The sequence below is a fragment of the Bacillus sp. EU63 genome, from assembly GCF_038592915.1.
In the GTDB taxonomy this organism is placed as follows: domain Bacteria; phylum Bacillota; class Bacilli; order Bacillales; family Bacillaceae; genus Bacillus; species Bacillus velezensis.
Genome location: NZ_CP151944.1, coordinates 3,961,686 through 3,977,536, shown reverse-complemented (window position 1 = coordinate 3,977,536; position 15,851 = coordinate 3,961,686). Strand labels below are relative to the sequence as shown.

The following is a 15,851-nucleotide window of genomic DNA, read 5'->3' as shown; positions in this document are numbered from 1 at the left end:
GGATTAAATTCCTTGCTGCTTTTTTTTATTTCATCGCGATGGCCTTTCTGGCGTTGCGCACGTCATTCTTCAGCAATTCGCTCAGGTTGTAAGCCGGATATTGACCGCGTTCTTCCATATACTCAAAGACCATTTGGTGCCACTTGATGGACGCGTTTAAGTGCTTGACGAAAACATGTCTTAATTGAGGTGTGGCCGTCTCTGTAATGGCTCCGGCGTAATTGCGGACAGACGTTTTGGCCAGAATGAGCAGGCCGCCGCTGTAAAAGGAGGAATCAGCGCGCTCTTCTGTTTCATCCTCACGAAAAGCGGGAGCTTCAGGGAAGAAAGGAAGCAGTTCACGCAGGTTTTGTTCCAGCGAATGGATGGAAAATCTGTAAAGCTGTTTTAATCTGGCATCGCTTACGTCCCGCTCTGTTCTTTTTAATTTCACAAGTCCGTTTGCCTGGAAAGCTACTAACTCATGCAGTTCTAACGTTTCATGCCATGCTAATGTTCTCCGCTCAGTCATGGTGTAAGAATCTCCTTTATCCTTCATTTTCACTTTCAGCATATGCCCCGGTCCCGATGTTGTTCCTGATGTTTTGAAGTTTCCAGAAAGGGAAACTCAATGTAAAGGAAATACGAAATAGAGGTGAAACTATATGTGGGACATGATAAAGAACTTCTTCCTTTTCAGCAGCGGGGTTTTGCAGGCGACCACTCTCTTACTTATCGTTATCGTCTTGTTATATGTACGAAAAACCAAAAAGAAAAACAGAGATACTTCTGGTTTCATGGATGATCAGGATCACTGATACAACGGGCATTCTTTCACTGGGATGTCCGTTTGTCTGTTTTCATGTTTCACATGGAACATTGCGGGTGTCCGCGCTCATTTTACTTGCGATTTCGACTTATGTTAAAATATATACGTGTATTTTGGAGAGTTTATGGAAAATTCAGGTCTTGAAAGAGACATTGCGGCGTCAAAAGAGCAGTCGTCTAAGCTGCTCTTTTCTATTCGTATGTTCGAATGATACAAGGTTTGAGGTGAGTAAGTGAAAAATACAAGGGCTCTAATAGAAGGCGCCATTTTGATCAGTATTTTTGCAATCATTTCCCTTTTGGTCGTGTACCTCCCTTTACTGGGGGCAATTCTTCTCTTTGCTTTGCCGCTGCCGATCATTCTTTACACCATTCGGCACGGTCTGAAGCCCGGGGTATGGATGGGGCTTGCCAGCCTTCCTGTCAGCTTTATTGTAGGTTCGTTTACCGGGCTTACAGGCGCTTTTACGGCAGCCTGTACGGGAATCGCCATGGGATATTATTTTAAAAAGAAACAGCCCGGCTATGCGGTTGCTGCCGGCGCTATGGCGTATGTGCTGTGCGGCGTCGTTTTTTTTGTGGTCAGCATCGTGTTTCTTAATATGAATGTGATCGATACCACCATGTCCCAGCTTCGGGAGTCGATGTCTTTAGCAGAAACCATGTCAAAGCAGCTCGGTTACGGAGATCAGTTCGGGAAGCAGATCAAGCTGATGGAAAGTCAGCTGAGCACGGTTCAATATCTTTTTCCGACAGTGCTCGTATTGACCGGCATCGTTTTTTCTTTCCTCAGTTATGCTATGGCAAGGCCGCTTTTACGGCGATTTTCCCCTGATCTTCCGAAGATGAAGCCTTTTAGAGAGCTCAAACTCCCGCAAAGCGTTGTCATTCTGTATTTTATTGTGACGATATTAGGGTTTCTGCCTTTAGAAAAAGGGCATATGCTGTATTCGGTTTCATTGAATGGGGGATTTATTCTCAGCTTGCTGATTTGTATTCAAGGGTTAGCGTTTATTTTTTTCTATTGCCGCGAAATGGAGATGCCGAAAGCCGTTCCTGTATTAGCAATTGTGCTGGGTGTGCTTTTTCCGCTCATCTTGTCCGTGTATCTCCTCTTAGGCATCATTGACATAGGCTTTAACATAAGAAATAAGGTGACGCGAAATTGAGTGTGACTTACAGGTGGGGAGTTGATAGAAATGCCTAGTTTTTATGAAAAACCGTTGTTTCGGTATCCCATCTATGCATTGATTGCATTGTCAATCATCATAATCCTCATCAGCATTTACTTTAACTGGCTGATAGGAGCCATCGGCGTTGTGCTGCTCGCCGTGATCCTGTTTTTCATTAAGCGTGCGGATTCTCTGATCAGAAAAGAAATTGACGATTATATCTCCACGTTATCGTATAGATTGAAAAAAGTAGGCGAAGAGGCATTAATGGAAATGCCTATCGGGATTATGCTGTTTAATGACCAATATTACATTGAGTGGGCGAATCCGTTTTTGTCTTCCTGTTTTAATGAAAGCACGCTCGTCGGACGCTCGCTGTATGACACATGCGAGGCCGTCGTGCCGCTGATCAAGCAGGAGGTCGATTCGGAAACGATCACCTTGAATGAGCGGAAGTTTAAAGTAGTGATTAAAAGAGATGAGCGCCTGCTTTATTTCTTTGATGTGACAGAACAGATTCAGATTGAAAAGCAGTACGAAAATGAGAGAACCGTGCTGGCATATATCTTCTTAGATAACTATGATGACGTCACACAGGGGCTGGACGACCAAACGAGAAGTACGATGAACAGCCAGGTCACCTCATTATTAAATGCGTGGGCGCAGGAGTACGGCATTTTCCTGAAACGGACGTCTTCGGAGCGGTTTATCGCGGTGTTAAATGAACACATTTTAACGGAGCTTGAAAACGCGAAATTTTCGATTTTGGATGAAATCCGAGAAAAAACATCCGTTCACACTGTATCTTTGACCCTCAGCATCGGGATCGGCGCATCGGTTTCTTCCTTGAAGGAGCTTGGAGATCTGGCGCAGTCCAGCCTCGATTTGGCTCTCGGCCGCGGAGGCGACCAAGTGGCGATCAAAATGCCGAACGGCAAGGTGAAATTTTACGGCGGCAAAACAAATCCGATGGAGAAGCGTACAAGGGTGCGCGCCCGGGTGATTTCTCACGCGCTCAAGGAGATTGTCTCAGAAAGCAGCAATGTCATTATCATGGGGCACAAATTTCCTGATATGGACGCGGTCGGAGCCGCAATCGGAATATTAAAGGTGGCGCAGGCCAACGGCAAAGAAGGCTACATCGTCATTGATCCGAACCAGATCGGATCAAGCGTTCAGCGCCTGATTGAAGAAATTAAAAAATATGAAGAGCTGTGGTCGCGGTTCATCACGCCGGAAGAGGCGATGGAAATTTCAAATGATGACACGCTGCTTGTCGTCGTTGATACACATAAACCGTCCCTTGTGATGGAAGAGCGTCTCGTGAACAAAATCGAGCACATCGTTGTGATTGACCACCACCGCAGAGGCGAGGAATTTATTAAAGACCCGCTGCTCGTTTATATGGAGCCATACGCTTCATCCACCGCAGAACTCGTGACGGAGCTGCTTGAATACCAGCCGAAGCGGCTCAAAATCAATATGATTGAAGCGACGGCCCTGTTAGCTGGTATAATAGTGGATACGAAGAGCTTTTCCCTTCGCACGGGCTCGCGGACGTTCGACGCCGCTTCTTATTTGAGAGCGAAAGGCGCAGATACGGTTCTGGTGCAGAAAGTTCTCAAAGAATCCGTCGGTTCTTATATCAAGCGGGCGAAACTGATCCAGCATACGTCTCTTTATAAAGAACATATCGCGATTGCTTCTCTTCCTGAGAACGAAGAGGAGTACTTTGACCAGGTCCTGATTGCGCAGGCGGCTGATTCCCTCTTATCGATGAGTGAAGTGGAAGCTTCATTTGCGGTAGCCAGACGGGATGAGCATACGGTGTGCATCAGTGCGAGATCGCTGGGCGAGGTCAATGTGCAGATTATTATGGAGGCGCTGGATGGCGGAGGGCATTTAACCAATGCGGCAACCCAGTTATCGGGCATTTCTGTCTCAGAAGCGCTCGTCCGGCTGAAGGAAGCCATTGATGAATATTTTGAGGGAGGCGTTCAGAGATGAAGGTTATTTTCTTACAAGATGTAAAAGGTAAAGGAAAAAAAGGCGAAATGAAAAACGTAGCAGACGGTTATGCACATAACTTTCTCATTAAAAAAGGCCTCGCTGTCGAAGCAAATGCGACAAACATCAGCGCATTGAAAGGACAGAAAGAAAAAGAGAAAAAAGAAGCGATTGCCGAGCTTGAAAGAGCGAAAGATTTGAAAGAAACGCTTGAACAGCTGACTGTTGAGCTGAGTGCCAAATCCGGTGAAGGCGGCCGTCTGTTCGGATCTGTCACAAGCAAGCAGATTGCAGAAGCGCTGCAAAAAACGCATAAGATTAAAGTGGATAAACGGAAACTGGAGCTCCAAGACGGTATCCGCACACTGGGATATACAAACGTTCCTGTAAAGCTGCACCCTGAAGTTCAGGCTGTGCTGAAGGTTCACGTAAAAGAAGAAGCGTAATACACAATGAAAAACCCGCCGATCCGGCGGGTTTTTTTTATGTCAGCAGACGGCGCAGCGCAAGAAAATGATGAGATTGTTTCATTTCCGATCGCTACCAGATTGCATATTATATTACATCATAACGAAGGATGTGTCGGTATGAAACGATTTTTTTCTGAAACATATTTTAATAATCCGGAGAATAAAAAGGCGCTGGAGCACTATCCGCTGATCGGAGACGGAAAAGACGGGGAAGTCTATCGCTTAACACACAACAAATGCGTAAAATATTTTTTTAAAAAAGAGACATGTAAGAAGGAATTGGAAGCTTTACAGCTCGGATATGGTTCACCGGTGATCCCGAAACTGTATGAATACGGAGATCATTATATTGTGATGGAATACGTCAAAGGCACCTCCCTTGCGCGCCATATCAAAAAAGAAAAATCCCTGTCCGTCAAACTGACAGCTGATATTTTAAACATGCTGGATGAATTAAAAGATATCGGTTTTGCCAGATGGGATGCCGAAATCAGGCACATTCTGATTAACGAACACGGAAATCTTAAAGTCATCGACCATAAAAGAGCCTTTTCGACCGTTACCCGAGTTCCCGTAAAACTATTAAAAGGACTGGACAAATATGGCTTGACGGATGAGTTTTTGAACACCATAAAAAAATTAAATCCGTCACGCTACCGGGAATGGCGAAGGGAATTGTAAGTTTCTGAAAATCCGCATATGTAAGTTTCCTTTTTTTAGGGTCGTCATATGATATTTGTAACATTTGTTTGGTGGAGTGTGGAAAAAATGGGAGAATATATTATGGTTATCGGCGCTCATCCCGACGATGAACTATTGGGATCAGCGGGCACCATAAAACGGCTGATCAATGAAGGATATAAAGTGATTTCCATTATTACAGCATTAGGAAGAAAAGAAGAAGCTCATCATATTAAACAATTGGGCGAACGCGCGAATCAAGAGCTAGGAATTGAGAAAGTCATCTTTTTGGAGCATACGAATTTAGAGCTGGAATGTATCCCTCTTCATAAGCTTGTCAAAGAATTAGAACAGCTCATTCGCGTCTATCAGCCTGAAAAAATCTTTACACATCATTACGGCGATGTCAATATGGACCACCAGAGAACATTCCAAGCAGTTTTAACAGCCGCCAGACCGCTTCCGAATCAAAAGCCTATCGAACTGCTTACGTTTGAAACGCTATCTTCAAGCGAGTGGGAGAGGAATACGGCTGATAAACTCTTCAAGCCTAATTACTTCGTTAATATCACAGACACAATGGATGCCAAACTCGCGGCGCTTCACCACTATGACGTAGAAATGAGGGATTACCCTCATCCCCGTTCATATGAAGGCGTTACACATTTAGGAAGAGTCAGAGGGATGACGGCGGGTGTGGACTACGCTGAAGCTTTTGAAGTCGTGCGGAGGATCTGGAAATGATCAAGACATTTTCCGTCCCGTATCCGTATATGATTCAGACGCTTGACCGCTATTACGGGGTCAAAGCGCACCCGCAAAAAAAGACGGCAGTAAAGACTCAGATGAAACATGCACATCATATTCCGCGATTATACGGAAAAAAACAGAAGTTATCCATTTTGATTGCCACGTTTTGGGACTACCCGCACACGGGCGGTTTATCAAACTATATTAAAACGCTTAGTGAAGGCCTGAAAAAGAGGGGTCATAAGGTCGATGTCATCTCCCCTAATCTGTTTCCGTCCGCACAGGTAAAAGAACTGCGGGCGGCTGTTGTTCCGAAGTTAAAAGATTTCTTTAAGGACAGATATGGGGATTATAACAATCATATTTTGAAAAATAATCGGCTGATGTTTATATACGAGCAAATGCTTCAAAAGATTCATTTGGAAAGATATGATGTGTTTCATGCTCAAGATTTATTTACAGCCAATATATTAGGCAGATTCAATCAAATCTATAAGAAACCTTTATTTTTCACACCGCATGGCATGTTTACTTTCAACAGACTTAAATTTCACATCTTTAAAAAAGGATCGATAGAAGAGTTTTATTATAAAAAACTAGAGATGAAAGCCATTGAATACGCAGATCGCCTGATTATTATCAGCGATACGTTCCGCAGCCCGCTCATGAAGCTCGGAGCCGAACAGGAAGACATGGCAACGGTGATCACAGGAATCGATTACGATGCAAAAACAGGCGGGAAAAGAAAAATCCCGCTGCCGAAAAATAAGATCATCATCTCGTGTATTGCAAGATTAGGCCCGAGAAAAGGACATAATCATTTGCTTGACGCACTTTCAAGAATTCCGTCTGATCTGCTTGAACATGTTGAAGTGCTGATCGCGGGTGACGGAGAGATGAGGAGCGCCTTAGAGGAACAGGCTCGAAAACTGAATCTATCTATGGTCTCCTTTTTAGGAAAAAGAGATGATGTTCCCGCTATTTTGAATATGACGGACATATTCGTACTGCCGACCATTAATGATAGTCTGCCGATTTCGATTATTGAAGCGATGTTCAGCGGCTCGGCTATCATCGCGACCGATTGCGGGGGTATTCCGGATCTGATCCGCCATAACAAAACGGGACTTATTGTCGAACCGGGAAATGCAAAGGTTCTTGCCCGGGCTTTAGCGTTTTTTATCTCTAACAAATCTGCGCGGGAGAAGGCTGCTTCAAACGCAAAGGCCTACGCGGAGAAATATTTAAGCAGTGAGACGATGATAAAAAATATCGAATCGATTTATCAAAATACCAACAGCTCGGAGGGAGATCATGAAACATGAACATGCAGCCGTTGTACTTGATTTCAGTGCAAACGGGATTGGGATCATTCGCAGTCTTGCCCGAAGAGGAATCGATGTTTACGCGTTTGACACGGAGGGACCTTATCGTATCGGAAAATCAAGATTGGCAGATTGCGGGATATGTCCCAGCCCTTTAACAGAAGAGGAAGAACTGCTGACATTTCTGACTGATTTCGGGAAGCGATTCCAAGCAAAGCCGGTTCTGTACGCAGGATCTGATGATTATGCGGGATTTATATCTAAATTCCGCGAGACATTAGCCGGTTTTTTTTTATTTTTGCTCCCGAGCCGCTCTCTGTTAGAAACGGTTTTAGATAAAAGCAAAGCATATGAATTAGCGGTCAAGCATCACATCCCCTGCCCGAAAACCTTTTTTCCGAACAACCGGGATGAGCTGGAAGAGGCCATCGCCAATATTGACTTCCCGTGTATTTTAAAACCGGTGGCCGGCCATGAATACAGAAAAAAAGTAAACAAAAAAGCAATTGTAATGAAGGATGCCGCACAATTGCGCAAGGAGTTCAGCTCCTACAGAGAAAATGGAGAACTGCTCGTGCAGGAGATCATCCCCGGAGACAACCAGTGTTTTTATAAAGTCGCCACTTTTTATGATGACCAAATGAAATTAATGGGCCTATTCTCTCTGCAAAAGAACCATCAATTCCCTGCTGATTTTGGTGCGGGGGCCCACGTCGTCAGCAAACGGCTTCCTGATTTAATCGAAAAGACCCTGCCGTTTTTTGAAGCGATTCAGCTGAAGGGAGTAGGCATGGCGGAATTTAAAAAGGATCCCCGGGACAATGTCTACAAGTTTATCGAAATTAATCCGCGCTTTTGGCTCAGCCATAGCCTGACAGAACCGGCAGGCGTTCATTTCGTTTACATGTACTATCTGTATTTGACCGGGCAGCATGTGAAGCCCCAGCTCGAACAAAAAGACGGAATCAACTGGATTTATGAGGTGCGTTATTTCTTAACGTTTTTGAAGAAACGAAAAAGAGGAGAAATGACGTTCCGGGATTTTTGGAAAGGGTGTAAAGGAAAAAAAGAGTACGCTCTTTTTGCTTGGAATGACCCGATGCCATTTATCAGAAACACTTGGTCTCATCTCAAAAACAGCTGGAAACGGAAGCGGAAGGAAGATCGGCATGTATGAAAAGGAGATTTTGTATGGCGCATTTCAAAAACTGAGAATTGACGAAAAACTGTCGTATTCGTTCGGTGAAAGGGCTGCGGTGAATCCGGATGACATCACTTGTCTGAAATCAACAGACAGAAGCTCCATTTATAAACTGTTTGTAAAGAAAAAATCCGGAACTGTTCCGCTGATATTGAAGGTGTATAAATCTTCCCGTGAAAAAAACAAGATCGAGATTAATATATACGGGAAAGCCCGTTCTGTTTTAGGGGATTTGCTGCCGGATATCTATCTTATAGAAGAAAGTGACCATGAAACGTGGATATTTATGGAGTTTGTCAGCCAGATCAGGGGACAGCTTACATTTCACCCGAAGCATTTCAAGTATATTATTCCGTCTGTCGCAGAACTGCACAGCCGCACCTTTGAAAACAAGAATATTTCTGATGGTAAATGGCGGTCGTGGCTGCCGGTATATGAATCGGAAACCATGAGAAAAGGGCGTAAAAAGCAGATCAAAAAGACAGCGGAATTTTTGGATAGAGCGCTTAAAGATGAGCGCACAAAAGATATCGTGAAGCCTCATTATCGGCAAATCACAAACTTGCTTGAGCAGGAGGAGCCGGATTTTTTCCCTGAATTGATACAAAACGGCTCAGCCATCACACACGGTGATCTTCATATGCAGAATATCTGCACCCACGATGCGTCCGGACATGAACCGTGGGATATTCAATTCATCGATTGGGAAGCCGCAAAATACGCGCCGGTTTGGTTTGATATGACGGTGCTGGTTGAAATTCTGCTTGGTTTCAGAAAAGATTGGAGCCGGCACGCAGAAGATATTCGAACGTATTGCGTAAAAGTGTATACGAAAGAAATGAAAAAGCGGGGCATTCATTTTCAGACCCCTCCTATGACGCTTTATAAAATGGCTTATTTGCAGAGAACACTTGAGAAAGGGCTTCATACCCAATTGCGGAGAATCTTCGACAATCGGGGAGGAGAACTGCTGCCGTATCATGTTGACAAAGTGTCAAAATGGGGACGGGAATTAGGATTATAAGTTTGAGAGAGGGGGAGCGGATGTGAAAGAAGAGATCGGCAAGCCGAACGATCTGGTGCCTCTAGCCTTATTGCGCGCCATGGATCAATTTTACGGGATCGAATATCAAGGTGAGCCAGAGATGCTGTATTCGTTCTGTGCGGAAGGAAAAAGCTCCCCCAAACGAAAAAAGCCATTGCGTATTCTGTACGCAACCTTTCTACGTTACCCGAATGTCGGAGGGTTGGCGAGCTATATCACATCAATTAAGACGGGTTTTGAGCGCATCGGTCATCAGGCGGATGTCATCTCGCCGCTCCAAATGCCGCCATCTTTTTTTCAGGAAGATATCCCGCGGGCCGCTGACGAGATCAGAGCGTTTCTTGTTGGCAGATACGGCGCCGCAAACGAAAAGTTTGTGAAGAATCTCAGCTATTTACATGTCTTTCAAAGATTTTTGAAGGAGAAAGACTTAGAACAATATGACCTGTTTCACGCGCAGGATTTATTTGCGGTATTTTTGCTGGGATACCTTAATCAAACGTATCAGCGTCCTCTTTTTTTCACGCCGCACGGACATTTTACGAAAAGCCGGATGAAGTTTCATAAAATCCAAAAGGGTTCAATAGAAGAGGCATATTTCAGTGAAATAGAAAGGCAGGGTATTCGGGCTTCGGATAAAATCATTACAATCAGCGACTCCTTTCACGAGCCCTTGCTGGAGTACGGAGCGAAGGAGGCTCAGCTGACGACTGTTCATACCGGCATTGACATTCAGGATGCCCCTGAGTCCAAACGTGCTGAAAAGCTCGTGATTGCGTGCGTTTCCCGTCTGACCGAGCGAAAAGGACATGATGTGATGCTGGACGCTCTCGCCCGCATCCGGCACCATTTATCCGGAGTTGATATATGGATCATCGGAGACGGAAACATGAGAGGGTTTCTGGAAGAAAAGAAACGGAAACTGGGCCTCTCAAATGTGTTTTTCTTCGGAAAACGACGTGATGTGCCGGCGCTTTTGGCTGAATCATCTATATTTGTCCTGCCGACATTGAATGATAATTTCCCTATAGCGATCATCGAAGCGATGTTCTCAGGTCAAGCCATTGTCGCAACTGACTGCGGAGGAATCCCTGAGATGATCCGGCATGAGGACACAGGGCTTATCTGTCAGCCCGGCAACAGCCGCGAACTTGCTGATGCTCTCGTAATGCTGATTACGGATCAGTCTCTCAGGGAACGGCTTGGAAAAGAAGCGCGCTCCTATGCCGGCCGTCATCTGCGCCAGGAACTGATGGTTTCAAAAATAGAAAGTATTTATCAATCATTTTTCTGAATGATACCGGCGCCGCATGGCAGGTGCTTCCAAGAGCAAAATAAAGAGGCCGGCGTTTAACTATCCAGCCTCTTTGCGAACTATTTTTTCATCTCATACAGAGTCTGCTGACTTTGTCCGCCCGGGCCGCCTGTCATTCCTTGCCGGGCTGAGCTTGTTTTTCCGGTGCTGTATTGGTCAGCTGAGATTTTTGTGCCGTTCTTTTTAATCCATGAGACAAGCTTCGTGTTGCCTGAACTGTTTCCGGATAATAAGAAATACTTCACTTTTCCATCATCAACAAGTTTTTTCAGCTGTGAGACGGTTAAAATCGGATCGGTTCCGTTAAAGCCTCCGAGTGCCATGACTGATTCATTCGTATGGATGATATAAGGCGCCGCAGTCACCGTGGTGAGCGTTGCAAACAGATATTCCTCACCTGTCTGATGCTTTTTCAAATAAGACAGCAGGCCTGTATCCACTTCAGAGGTGAACATATTGCCGCCGTTTGAGCTTTTCAGCTGCGGGCCGGATTCGGGTATGACGCTGTTTCCGCCGTAAAGGATCGGCGTGGCTGACCAGTACAGCGGCGTGAGCATCAACACACACATGGTGATCACGGTCAGTTGTCTGCCGAACGGCTTGTGTTTCATCACAATGAGGGCAGTGACAGTGCCGAGCCCCAACAGTCCGAGGATGTACATCCAAGTGCTGCCGATCTGGTTTGTATACCCGCTTACGATGAAGACCTGAAAACCGGCGGTGAGAAAGACACCCGCAGGCAGCAGCCAGCCCGTCCAGCCTTTATTATGCTTGTATAAATCATATAAGGCCCGCCAGCCGATTCCGGAAAGGGCTGCGATCGGAGGCGCCAGCATGATTAAGTAGTACGGATGGAAAAAGCTTGCGATGCTGAAGAAACCGGCGGCAGGCACAAGCCATGCTGTCCAAAACATCGTTTCTTTCATTTCCTCCGCTTTTTTCCGGCGGTTTCTGTACCAGCTGATGACGGCGCCGAACAAACCGGTGAGCGCAAAAGGCAGCATCCAGCTGATTTGCCCCGATAATTCAGATTGGAAAAGCCTGAGCGCACCCGGGGTACCGTTGCCGTACATGTTCATACTCATGCTTTTTCCGCCGCCGGGGCCTTGTGAGCCGCCGTTTTGTGCCGGAGGAGTTCCGCTCCCTTGCGGTAAGGCCGCGTTCTGTCCGGATGGCTGCCGGGGCATTTGAACCTGCCCGTTTTTTCCCTGAGGAGCGCTGCCGCCCATTGCCGGGCTGTTCGTTCCCGGAGGCTGCATGCCCATCCCTTCCTGCATCACGCTTTTTCCGCCGGTCATGCTGCCGTGAGAAAGGCCCGTCGTCTGCCCGAGCAGCCTTTCCGTCCCGTTATATCCGAATGCCAGCTCCAGCACGGAGTTTGTCTGGCTGCTGCCGACATAGGGGCGGCTTGATGCGGAAATGGAATCAACGGCTGCCGCCCATGAGACGGAGAGCGCCAGGAGAACGGCTGAAGAAGCGAGAAGTGAGATCAGTTTTTTCTTAATGGATGTGTGTGATGCAATGAGATAAAAAAGCAGAAAAGCCGGAAGCACGATGTAGGCCTGCATCATTTTCATATTAAAGGCAAGACCGACAAGTGCGAATGCGGATAAGAGCCAAATGATTTTGCCGCGTTTCACCGCGCGCATCAAACACCAGGAACCGAGAAGCAGTGTAAAGACGAGCATGCTGTCGAGATTATTCGTCCGGCTGACGGCCGCCGCAATCGGCGTCAGCGCCATGACAAAAGCGGCGATTCTGGCCGCGCCCGTGCCGAACGAAGGCTTTATCATGAAATACAGCAGCAGAACGGAACCGAGCCCCGCCAAAGCCTGAGGAAGAATCACGCTCCATGTATGTACGCCGAAGACCAAAGCGAAAATCGTTTGAATCCATAAAGCGACAGGCGGTTTGTCTACCGTGACAAAGCCGGACGGGTCAAAGGATGCGTAGAAGAAGTTGTGAAAGCTTTGCGTCATGCTTTTGACGGCAGCCAAATAATACTGGTTGGCGGCATCATCCTGCCAAATGCCGTACATATTCAAAGCCGCCGCTGCTGATAAAATACCGATAAGAACGATGTCCAGTCGTTTTGTTTTCAATGGTTTCACCTCTTTTGTGACCCCATTGTAAAAAATAAATATGAAAAAGTTATGAATAAACGATAACGATTTAAAGAATGTTTTACCAAAATTTTCTTCACGAAAAAAAGAGGCGGAAAGCCATCGCTTCCGCCTCCCGCACATATATATGAGAGAGCAGCCTTTATTTGTGATCGTTCTCTTTTTGGATTTCAGCTAATTTGGCAAGCAGAATGTGCTGAGGCATGTGCATGATTCTCTCAAGCGGCATATTCAGTGATTCTGCGAGTTTTTGCGCCGTTTCGGCGGAAATTTGCAGCGGTTTCATGTGATCACTCCTTCCGTTTCTTTATTGTACTAAAATCAGAAATCTATCGTAAGAGGATATGACAAAGGAATGGAGGTTTGAAAAGCGGGGCTTTATAACAGAATGGGGGAGGTTTTTTATGCAATCGCCATTGATGTTATTACAGCTGAAGCTGGCTGATTATCAGAAAAAAGCCGCAGAACTGCGGACAATTGACGAATTTATCATACTGAAACAGACATTGCAGGACATGATGAAAGTATTCGCCGCCTGTGAAGAATGGGAGCTGTATCAAAAAACGGCCGATCTCATGGCGCAGACGGTGCTGCACATCCGTTTCATCGAATAAGAAAAGCCCTCGCTCGGGCGAAGGCTTTTCTTAAAAGGACCGTTCTTCTTCAATGTTTTTATGCTGATCATAAATGACAAGCTTAGACGGACTGTTCTCTTTAGCCGTCTGCTCCGCTTTCTCGATCGCCGCGTCCTTCGATGTATAAAGAGCCGTCGGCGCCACATTTTCCACCTTCACAAACCATCCGTCCGCATCAACACTGGGTGTTACTGCATATGTTTTCATCCTTCTTACCTCCTGGTTTCGATTTATTTATCAGTTTCCCGGCATTCAGAATGGCGAAACACGCAGCCGCTGTTTAACAAATACAGGGAAAGCGATATTTTTCTATTCTTTTTCTTGAGAAATGGTAAAATGGAGTTTGGATATTTTTTAAGGAGAGGACGGTGCTTAGCATGACAGACCTTCTGAATGATCGGCTGCCGCCGCAAAACATAGAAGCTGAGCAGGCCGTGTTAGGTGCTGTTTTTTTACAGCCGTCTGCGTTAACACTGGCTTCTGAAGTGTTGATTCCGGATGATTTCTACAGAATGTCACATCAAAAAATTTACAATGCCATGCTCGTGCTCGGAGACCGCGGTGAACCGGTTGATTTGGTCACGGTAACGTCAGAGCTTGCGAATACCGATTTGTTAGAAGAGGTGGGAGGCGTCTCTTACCTGACGGACATCGCGAATTCCGTTCCGACAGCGGCTAATATAGAATATTACGCGAAAATCGTTGAGGAAAAATCCATTCTCCGCCGTTTAATCAGAACGGCGACCTCGATCGCTCAAGACGGGTATACGCGCGAGGATGAAGTTGAAGATTTATTAAGCGATGCGGAAAAAACGATTATGGAGGTCGCGCAGCGAAAAAATTCGGGCGCCTTCCAAAATATTAAAGACGTGCTTGTGCAAACATACGACAACATTGAGCAGCTTCACAACCGGAAAGGCGATATTACCGGGATTCCGACTGGTTTTATCGAGCTTGACCGGATGACAGCGGGGTTTCAGCGGAATGATTTGATTATTGTCGCGGCCCGTCCGTCTGTGGGGAAAACAGCGTTCGCCTTAAATATTGCGCAAAACGTGGCCACCAAAACGGATGAGAGCGTCGCGATATTCAGTCTTGAGATGGGTGCCGAGCAGCTTGTCATGCGTATGCTCTGCGCCGAAGGGAATATTAATGCCCAAAATCTCAGAACGGGAAATCTGACGGAAGAAGATTGGGGCAAGCTGACGATGGCGATGGGAAGCCTGTCAAACAGCGGTATCTTTATAGATGACACCCCCGGCATCCGCGTCAGCGAAATCCGTTCAAAATGCCGCCGGCTGAAGCAGGAAAACGGATTGGGCATGATTTTAATTGACTACCTGCAGCTCATTCAGGGAAGCGGCCGTTCAAGCGACAACCGCCAGCAAGAGGTATCGGAAATTTCACGGGCGCTAAAAGCGCTGGCACGGGAGCTTGAAGTCCCGGTCATCGCCCTGTCTCAGCTCTCCCGGGGTGTTGAGCAGCGGCAGGATAAACGTCCGATGATGTCAGATATCCGTGAGTCGGGAAGTATTGAGCAGGATGCCGACATCGTCGCCTTCCTGTATCGTGATGATTACTATGATAAAGAATCCGAAAACAAAAACATCATCGAAATCATTATCGCCAAACAGCGTAACGGCCCGGTGGGCACCGTCTCACTGGCTTTTGTGAAAGAATACAATAAGTTCGTAAACCTGGAACGGCGCTTTGATGACGGCGGTGTTCCGGCAGGTGCGTAAAGCCTCAAGCAATGTCTTGAGGCTTTTTTTCATCCGAAAGAATGAGAGAATGCCGTCCGTTCGGCAGACGAAATAAAGAAAGCGCTTTTATATAATGACATTAAGGGAGGAATGATGATGACAATGGAATTTCCGCAATTTCAAGCGGCACAAATCCGGATTGCCCGGCCGACCGGACAGCTCAAAGAAATCATCAGGTTTTATGAAGAGGGCCTCGGACTGAAGAGGATCGGCAGCTTTTCCGGACATGAGGGCTACAGCGGTGTCATGTTCGGCCTGCCCCATACGCAATACCACTTAGAATTCACCGAAGAAACCGGTTCGTCTCAGCCGGCACCCGTTCCGCACGGCGACAGCCTGCTTGTCTTTTACATCCCTGATCAGCAGGAGGTCATTCGCATCAGCACGAAATTAAAGCAGATGGGATATGAGGAGAAAGAACCCGAAAATCCGTACTGGGAAGAAAAAGGCGTGACCATCGAAGATCCTGACGGCTGGCGGATCGTCCTGATGAATACAAGCGGAATATAAATGACTGTCTGAAGAACCTGGGATACGGGTTCTTTTTCATGTTAAAG

General features: G+C 46.3%; 17 protein-coding genes. 13 read left to right on the top strand and 4 right to left on the bottom strand.

Going from position 1 to position 15,851, the window contains the following annotated elements:
- Window positions 1–25: 25 nt before the first annotated feature.
- Window positions 26–511 carry a spore coat protein gene (locus NYE38_RS19935; protein WP_025650095.1) on the bottom strand — a complete coding sequence of 162 codons (486 nt, stop codon included), beginning with the start codon at window positions 509–511 and terminating at the stop codon, window positions 26–28.
- Window positions 512–644: 133 nt separating this feature from the next.
- Between NYE38_RS19935 and NYE38_RS19930 the strand changes: the two genes are divergently transcribed.
- The 10 genes from NYE38_RS19930 to NYE38_RS19885 all read left to right on the top strand — a co-directional run bounded on the left by NYE38_RS19930 (window position 645) and on the right by NYE38_RS19885 (window position 10,752).
- Window positions 645–797 carry a hypothetical protein gene (locus tag NYE38_RS19930; protein WP_004393059.1) on the top strand — a complete coding sequence of 51 codons (153 nt, stop codon included), beginning with the start codon at window positions 645–647 and terminating at the stop codon, window positions 795–797.
- A 243-nt stretch (window positions 798–1,040) separates the two neighbouring features.
- Window positions 1,041–1,976 carry a YybS family protein gene (locus tag NYE38_RS19925; protein ID WP_004393060.1) on the top strand — a complete coding sequence of 312 codons (936 nt, stop codon included), beginning with the start codon at window positions 1,041–1,043 and terminating at the stop codon, window positions 1,974–1,976.
- 30 nt (window positions 1,977–2,006) lie between these two features.
- The gene (locus NYE38_RS19920; protein WP_007407911.1) at window positions 2,007–3,986 is read left to right on the top strand and encodes a DHH family phosphoesterase; all 1,980 of its coding nucleotides are present in this window, start codon (window positions 2,007–2,009) and stop codon (window positions 3,984–3,986) included.
- Window positions 3,983–4,432, top strand: a complete 450-nt coding sequence (gene rplI / locus NYE38_RS19915; RefSeq protein WP_004393063.1) for a 50S ribosomal protein L9 — start codon at window positions 3,983–3,985, stop codon at window positions 4,430–4,432. The genes NYE38_RS19920 and rplI overlap by 4 nt, the downstream gene beginning before the upstream one ends.
- 6 nt (window positions 4,433–4,438) lie before the next feature.
- Window positions 4,439–5,137: a kinase gene (locus NYE38_RS19910; protein ID WP_340801574.1), complete on the top strand. Its 699-nt coding sequence runs from the start codon at window positions 4,439–4,441 to the stop codon at window positions 5,135–5,137.
- 87 nt (window positions 5,138–5,224) lie between these two features.
- Window positions 5,225–5,881 carry a PIG-L deacetylase family protein gene (locus tag NYE38_RS19905; protein WP_025650092.1) on the top strand — a complete coding sequence of 219 codons (657 nt, stop codon included), beginning with the start codon at window positions 5,225–5,227 and terminating at the stop codon, window positions 5,879–5,881.
- Window positions 5,878–7,212, top strand: coding sequence for a glycosyltransferase family 4 protein (locus tag NYE38_RS19900; RefSeq protein ID WP_340801577.1), 1,335 nt, complete (start codon window positions 5,878–5,880; stop codon window positions 7,210–7,212). Before NYE38_RS19905 ends, NYE38_RS19900 begins: the two co-directional genes overlap by 4 nt.
- Window positions 7,202–8,389, top strand: coding sequence for a carbamoyl-phosphate synthase (locus NYE38_RS19895; protein WP_017418491.1), 1,188 nt, complete (start codon window positions 7,202–7,204; stop codon window positions 8,387–8,389). The genes NYE38_RS19900 and NYE38_RS19895 overlap by 11 nt, the downstream gene beginning before the upstream one ends.
- Window positions 8,382–9,437, top strand: a complete 1,056-nt coding sequence (locus tag NYE38_RS19890; protein ID WP_025650090.1) for a phosphotransferase — start codon at window positions 8,382–8,384, stop codon at window positions 9,435–9,437. Before NYE38_RS19895 ends, NYE38_RS19890 begins: the two co-directional genes overlap by 8 nt.
- Window positions 9,438–9,459: 22 nt before the next feature.
- Entirely contained in the window at window positions 9,460–10,752 is a 1,293-nt protein-coding gene (locus NYE38_RS19885; protein ID WP_104843012.1) for a glycosyltransferase family 4 protein, read from the top strand.
- 80 nt (window positions 10,753–10,832) lie between these two features.
- Here NYE38_RS19885 and NYE38_RS19880 read toward each other — a convergent pair whose 3' ends face one another.
- The gene (locus tag NYE38_RS19880; protein ID WP_104843011.1) at window positions 10,833–12,875 is read right to left on the bottom strand and encodes a glycosyltransferase family 39 protein; all 2,043 of its coding nucleotides are present in this window, start codon (window positions 12,873–12,875) and stop codon (window positions 10,833–10,835) included.
- Between the two features lie 163 nt (window positions 12,876–13,038).
- Window positions 13,039–13,182, bottom strand: a complete 144-nt coding sequence (locus tag NYE38_RS19875; protein WP_014306172.1) for a YycC family protein — start codon at window positions 13,180–13,182, stop codon at window positions 13,039–13,041.
- 118 nt (window positions 13,183–13,300) lie between these two features.
- Here NYE38_RS19875 and NYE38_RS19870 point away from each other — a divergent pair, with 118 nt between their 5' ends.
- Window positions 13,301–13,510, top strand: coding sequence for a hypothetical protein (locus NYE38_RS19870; RefSeq protein WP_015418617.1), 210 nt, complete (start codon window positions 13,301–13,303; stop codon window positions 13,508–13,510).
- 30 nt (window positions 13,511–13,540) lie between these two features.
- Here the strand turns inward: NYE38_RS19870 and NYE38_RS19865 are convergent, their stop codons facing one another.
- Window positions 13,541–13,738: a DUF2188 domain-containing protein gene (locus NYE38_RS19865; protein WP_007407900.1), complete on the bottom strand. Its 198-nt coding sequence runs from the start codon at window positions 13,736–13,738 to the stop codon at window positions 13,541–13,543.
- Between the two features lie 170 nt (window positions 13,739–13,908).
- Here NYE38_RS19865 and dnaB point away from each other — a divergent pair, with 170 nt between their 5' ends.
- The gene (gene dnaB / locus NYE38_RS19860; protein ID WP_004393100.1) at window positions 13,909–15,273 is read left to right on the top strand and encodes a replicative DNA helicase; all 1,365 of its coding nucleotides are present in this window, start codon (window positions 13,909–13,911) and stop codon (window positions 15,271–15,273) included.
- Window positions 15,274–15,390: 117 nt separating this feature from the next.
- Window positions 15,391–15,804 carry a VOC family protein gene (locus NYE38_RS19855; protein WP_237586882.1) on the top strand — a complete coding sequence of 138 codons (414 nt, stop codon included), beginning with the start codon at window positions 15,391–15,393 and terminating at the stop codon, window positions 15,802–15,804.
- The last annotated feature ends 47 nt before the right edge of the window (window positions 15,805–15,851 follow it).

Excerpts from the sequence above, each read along its gene's own strand:
- NYE38_RS19870 (WP_015418617.1), top strand. The coding sequence starts at position 13,301 with ATGCAATCGCCATTGATGTTATTACAGCTGAAGCTGGCTGATTATCAG.
- NYE38_RS19935 (WP_025650095.1), bottom strand. The coding sequence starts at position 511 with ATGACTGAGCGGAGAACATTAGCATGGCATGAAACGTTAGAACTGCAT.
- NYE38_RS19875 (WP_014306172.1), bottom strand. The coding sequence starts at position 13,182 with ATGAAACCGCTGCAAATTTCCGCCGAAACGGCGCAAAAACTCGCAGAA.
- NYE38_RS19910 (WP_340801574.1), top strand. The coding sequence starts at position 4,439 with ATGAAAAACCCGCCGATCCGGCGGGTTTTTTTTATGTCAGCAGACGGC.
- dnaB (WP_004393100.1), top strand. The coding sequence starts at position 13,909 with ATGACAGACCTTCTGAATGATCGGCTGCCGCCGCAAAACATAGAAGCT.
- NYE38_RS19920 (WP_007407911.1), top strand. The coding sequence starts at position 2,007 with ATGCCTAGTTTTTATGAAAAACCGTTGTTTCGGTATCCCATCTATGCA.
- NYE38_RS19890 (WP_025650090.1), top strand. The coding sequence starts at position 8,382 with ATGTATGAAAAGGAGATTTTGTATGGCGCATTTCAAAAACTGAGAATT.
- NYE38_RS19865 (WP_007407900.1), bottom strand. The coding sequence starts at position 13,738 with ATGAAAACATATGCAGTAACACCCAGTGTTGATGCGGACGGATGGTTT.
- NYE38_RS19905 (WP_025650092.1), top strand. The coding sequence starts at position 5,225 with ATGGGAGAATATATTATGGTTATCGGCGCTCATCCCGACGATGAACTA.
- NYE38_RS19895 (WP_017418491.1), top strand. The coding sequence starts at position 7,202 with ATGAAACATGAACATGCAGCCGTTGTACTTGATTTCAGTGCAAACGGG.
- NYE38_RS19930 (WP_004393059.1), top strand. The coding sequence starts at position 645 with ATGTGGGACATGATAAAGAACTTCTTCCTTTTCAGCAGCGGGGTTTTG.
- NYE38_RS19855 (WP_237586882.1), top strand. The coding sequence starts at position 15,391 with ATGACAATGGAATTTCCGCAATTTCAAGCGGCACAAATCCGGATTGCC.
- NYE38_RS19900 (WP_340801577.1), top strand. The coding sequence starts at position 5,878 with ATGATCAAGACATTTTCCGTCCCGTATCCGTATATGATTCAGACGCTT.
- rplI (WP_004393063.1), top strand. The coding sequence starts at position 3,983 with ATGAAGGTTATTTTCTTACAAGATGTAAAAGGTAAAGGAAAAAAAGGC.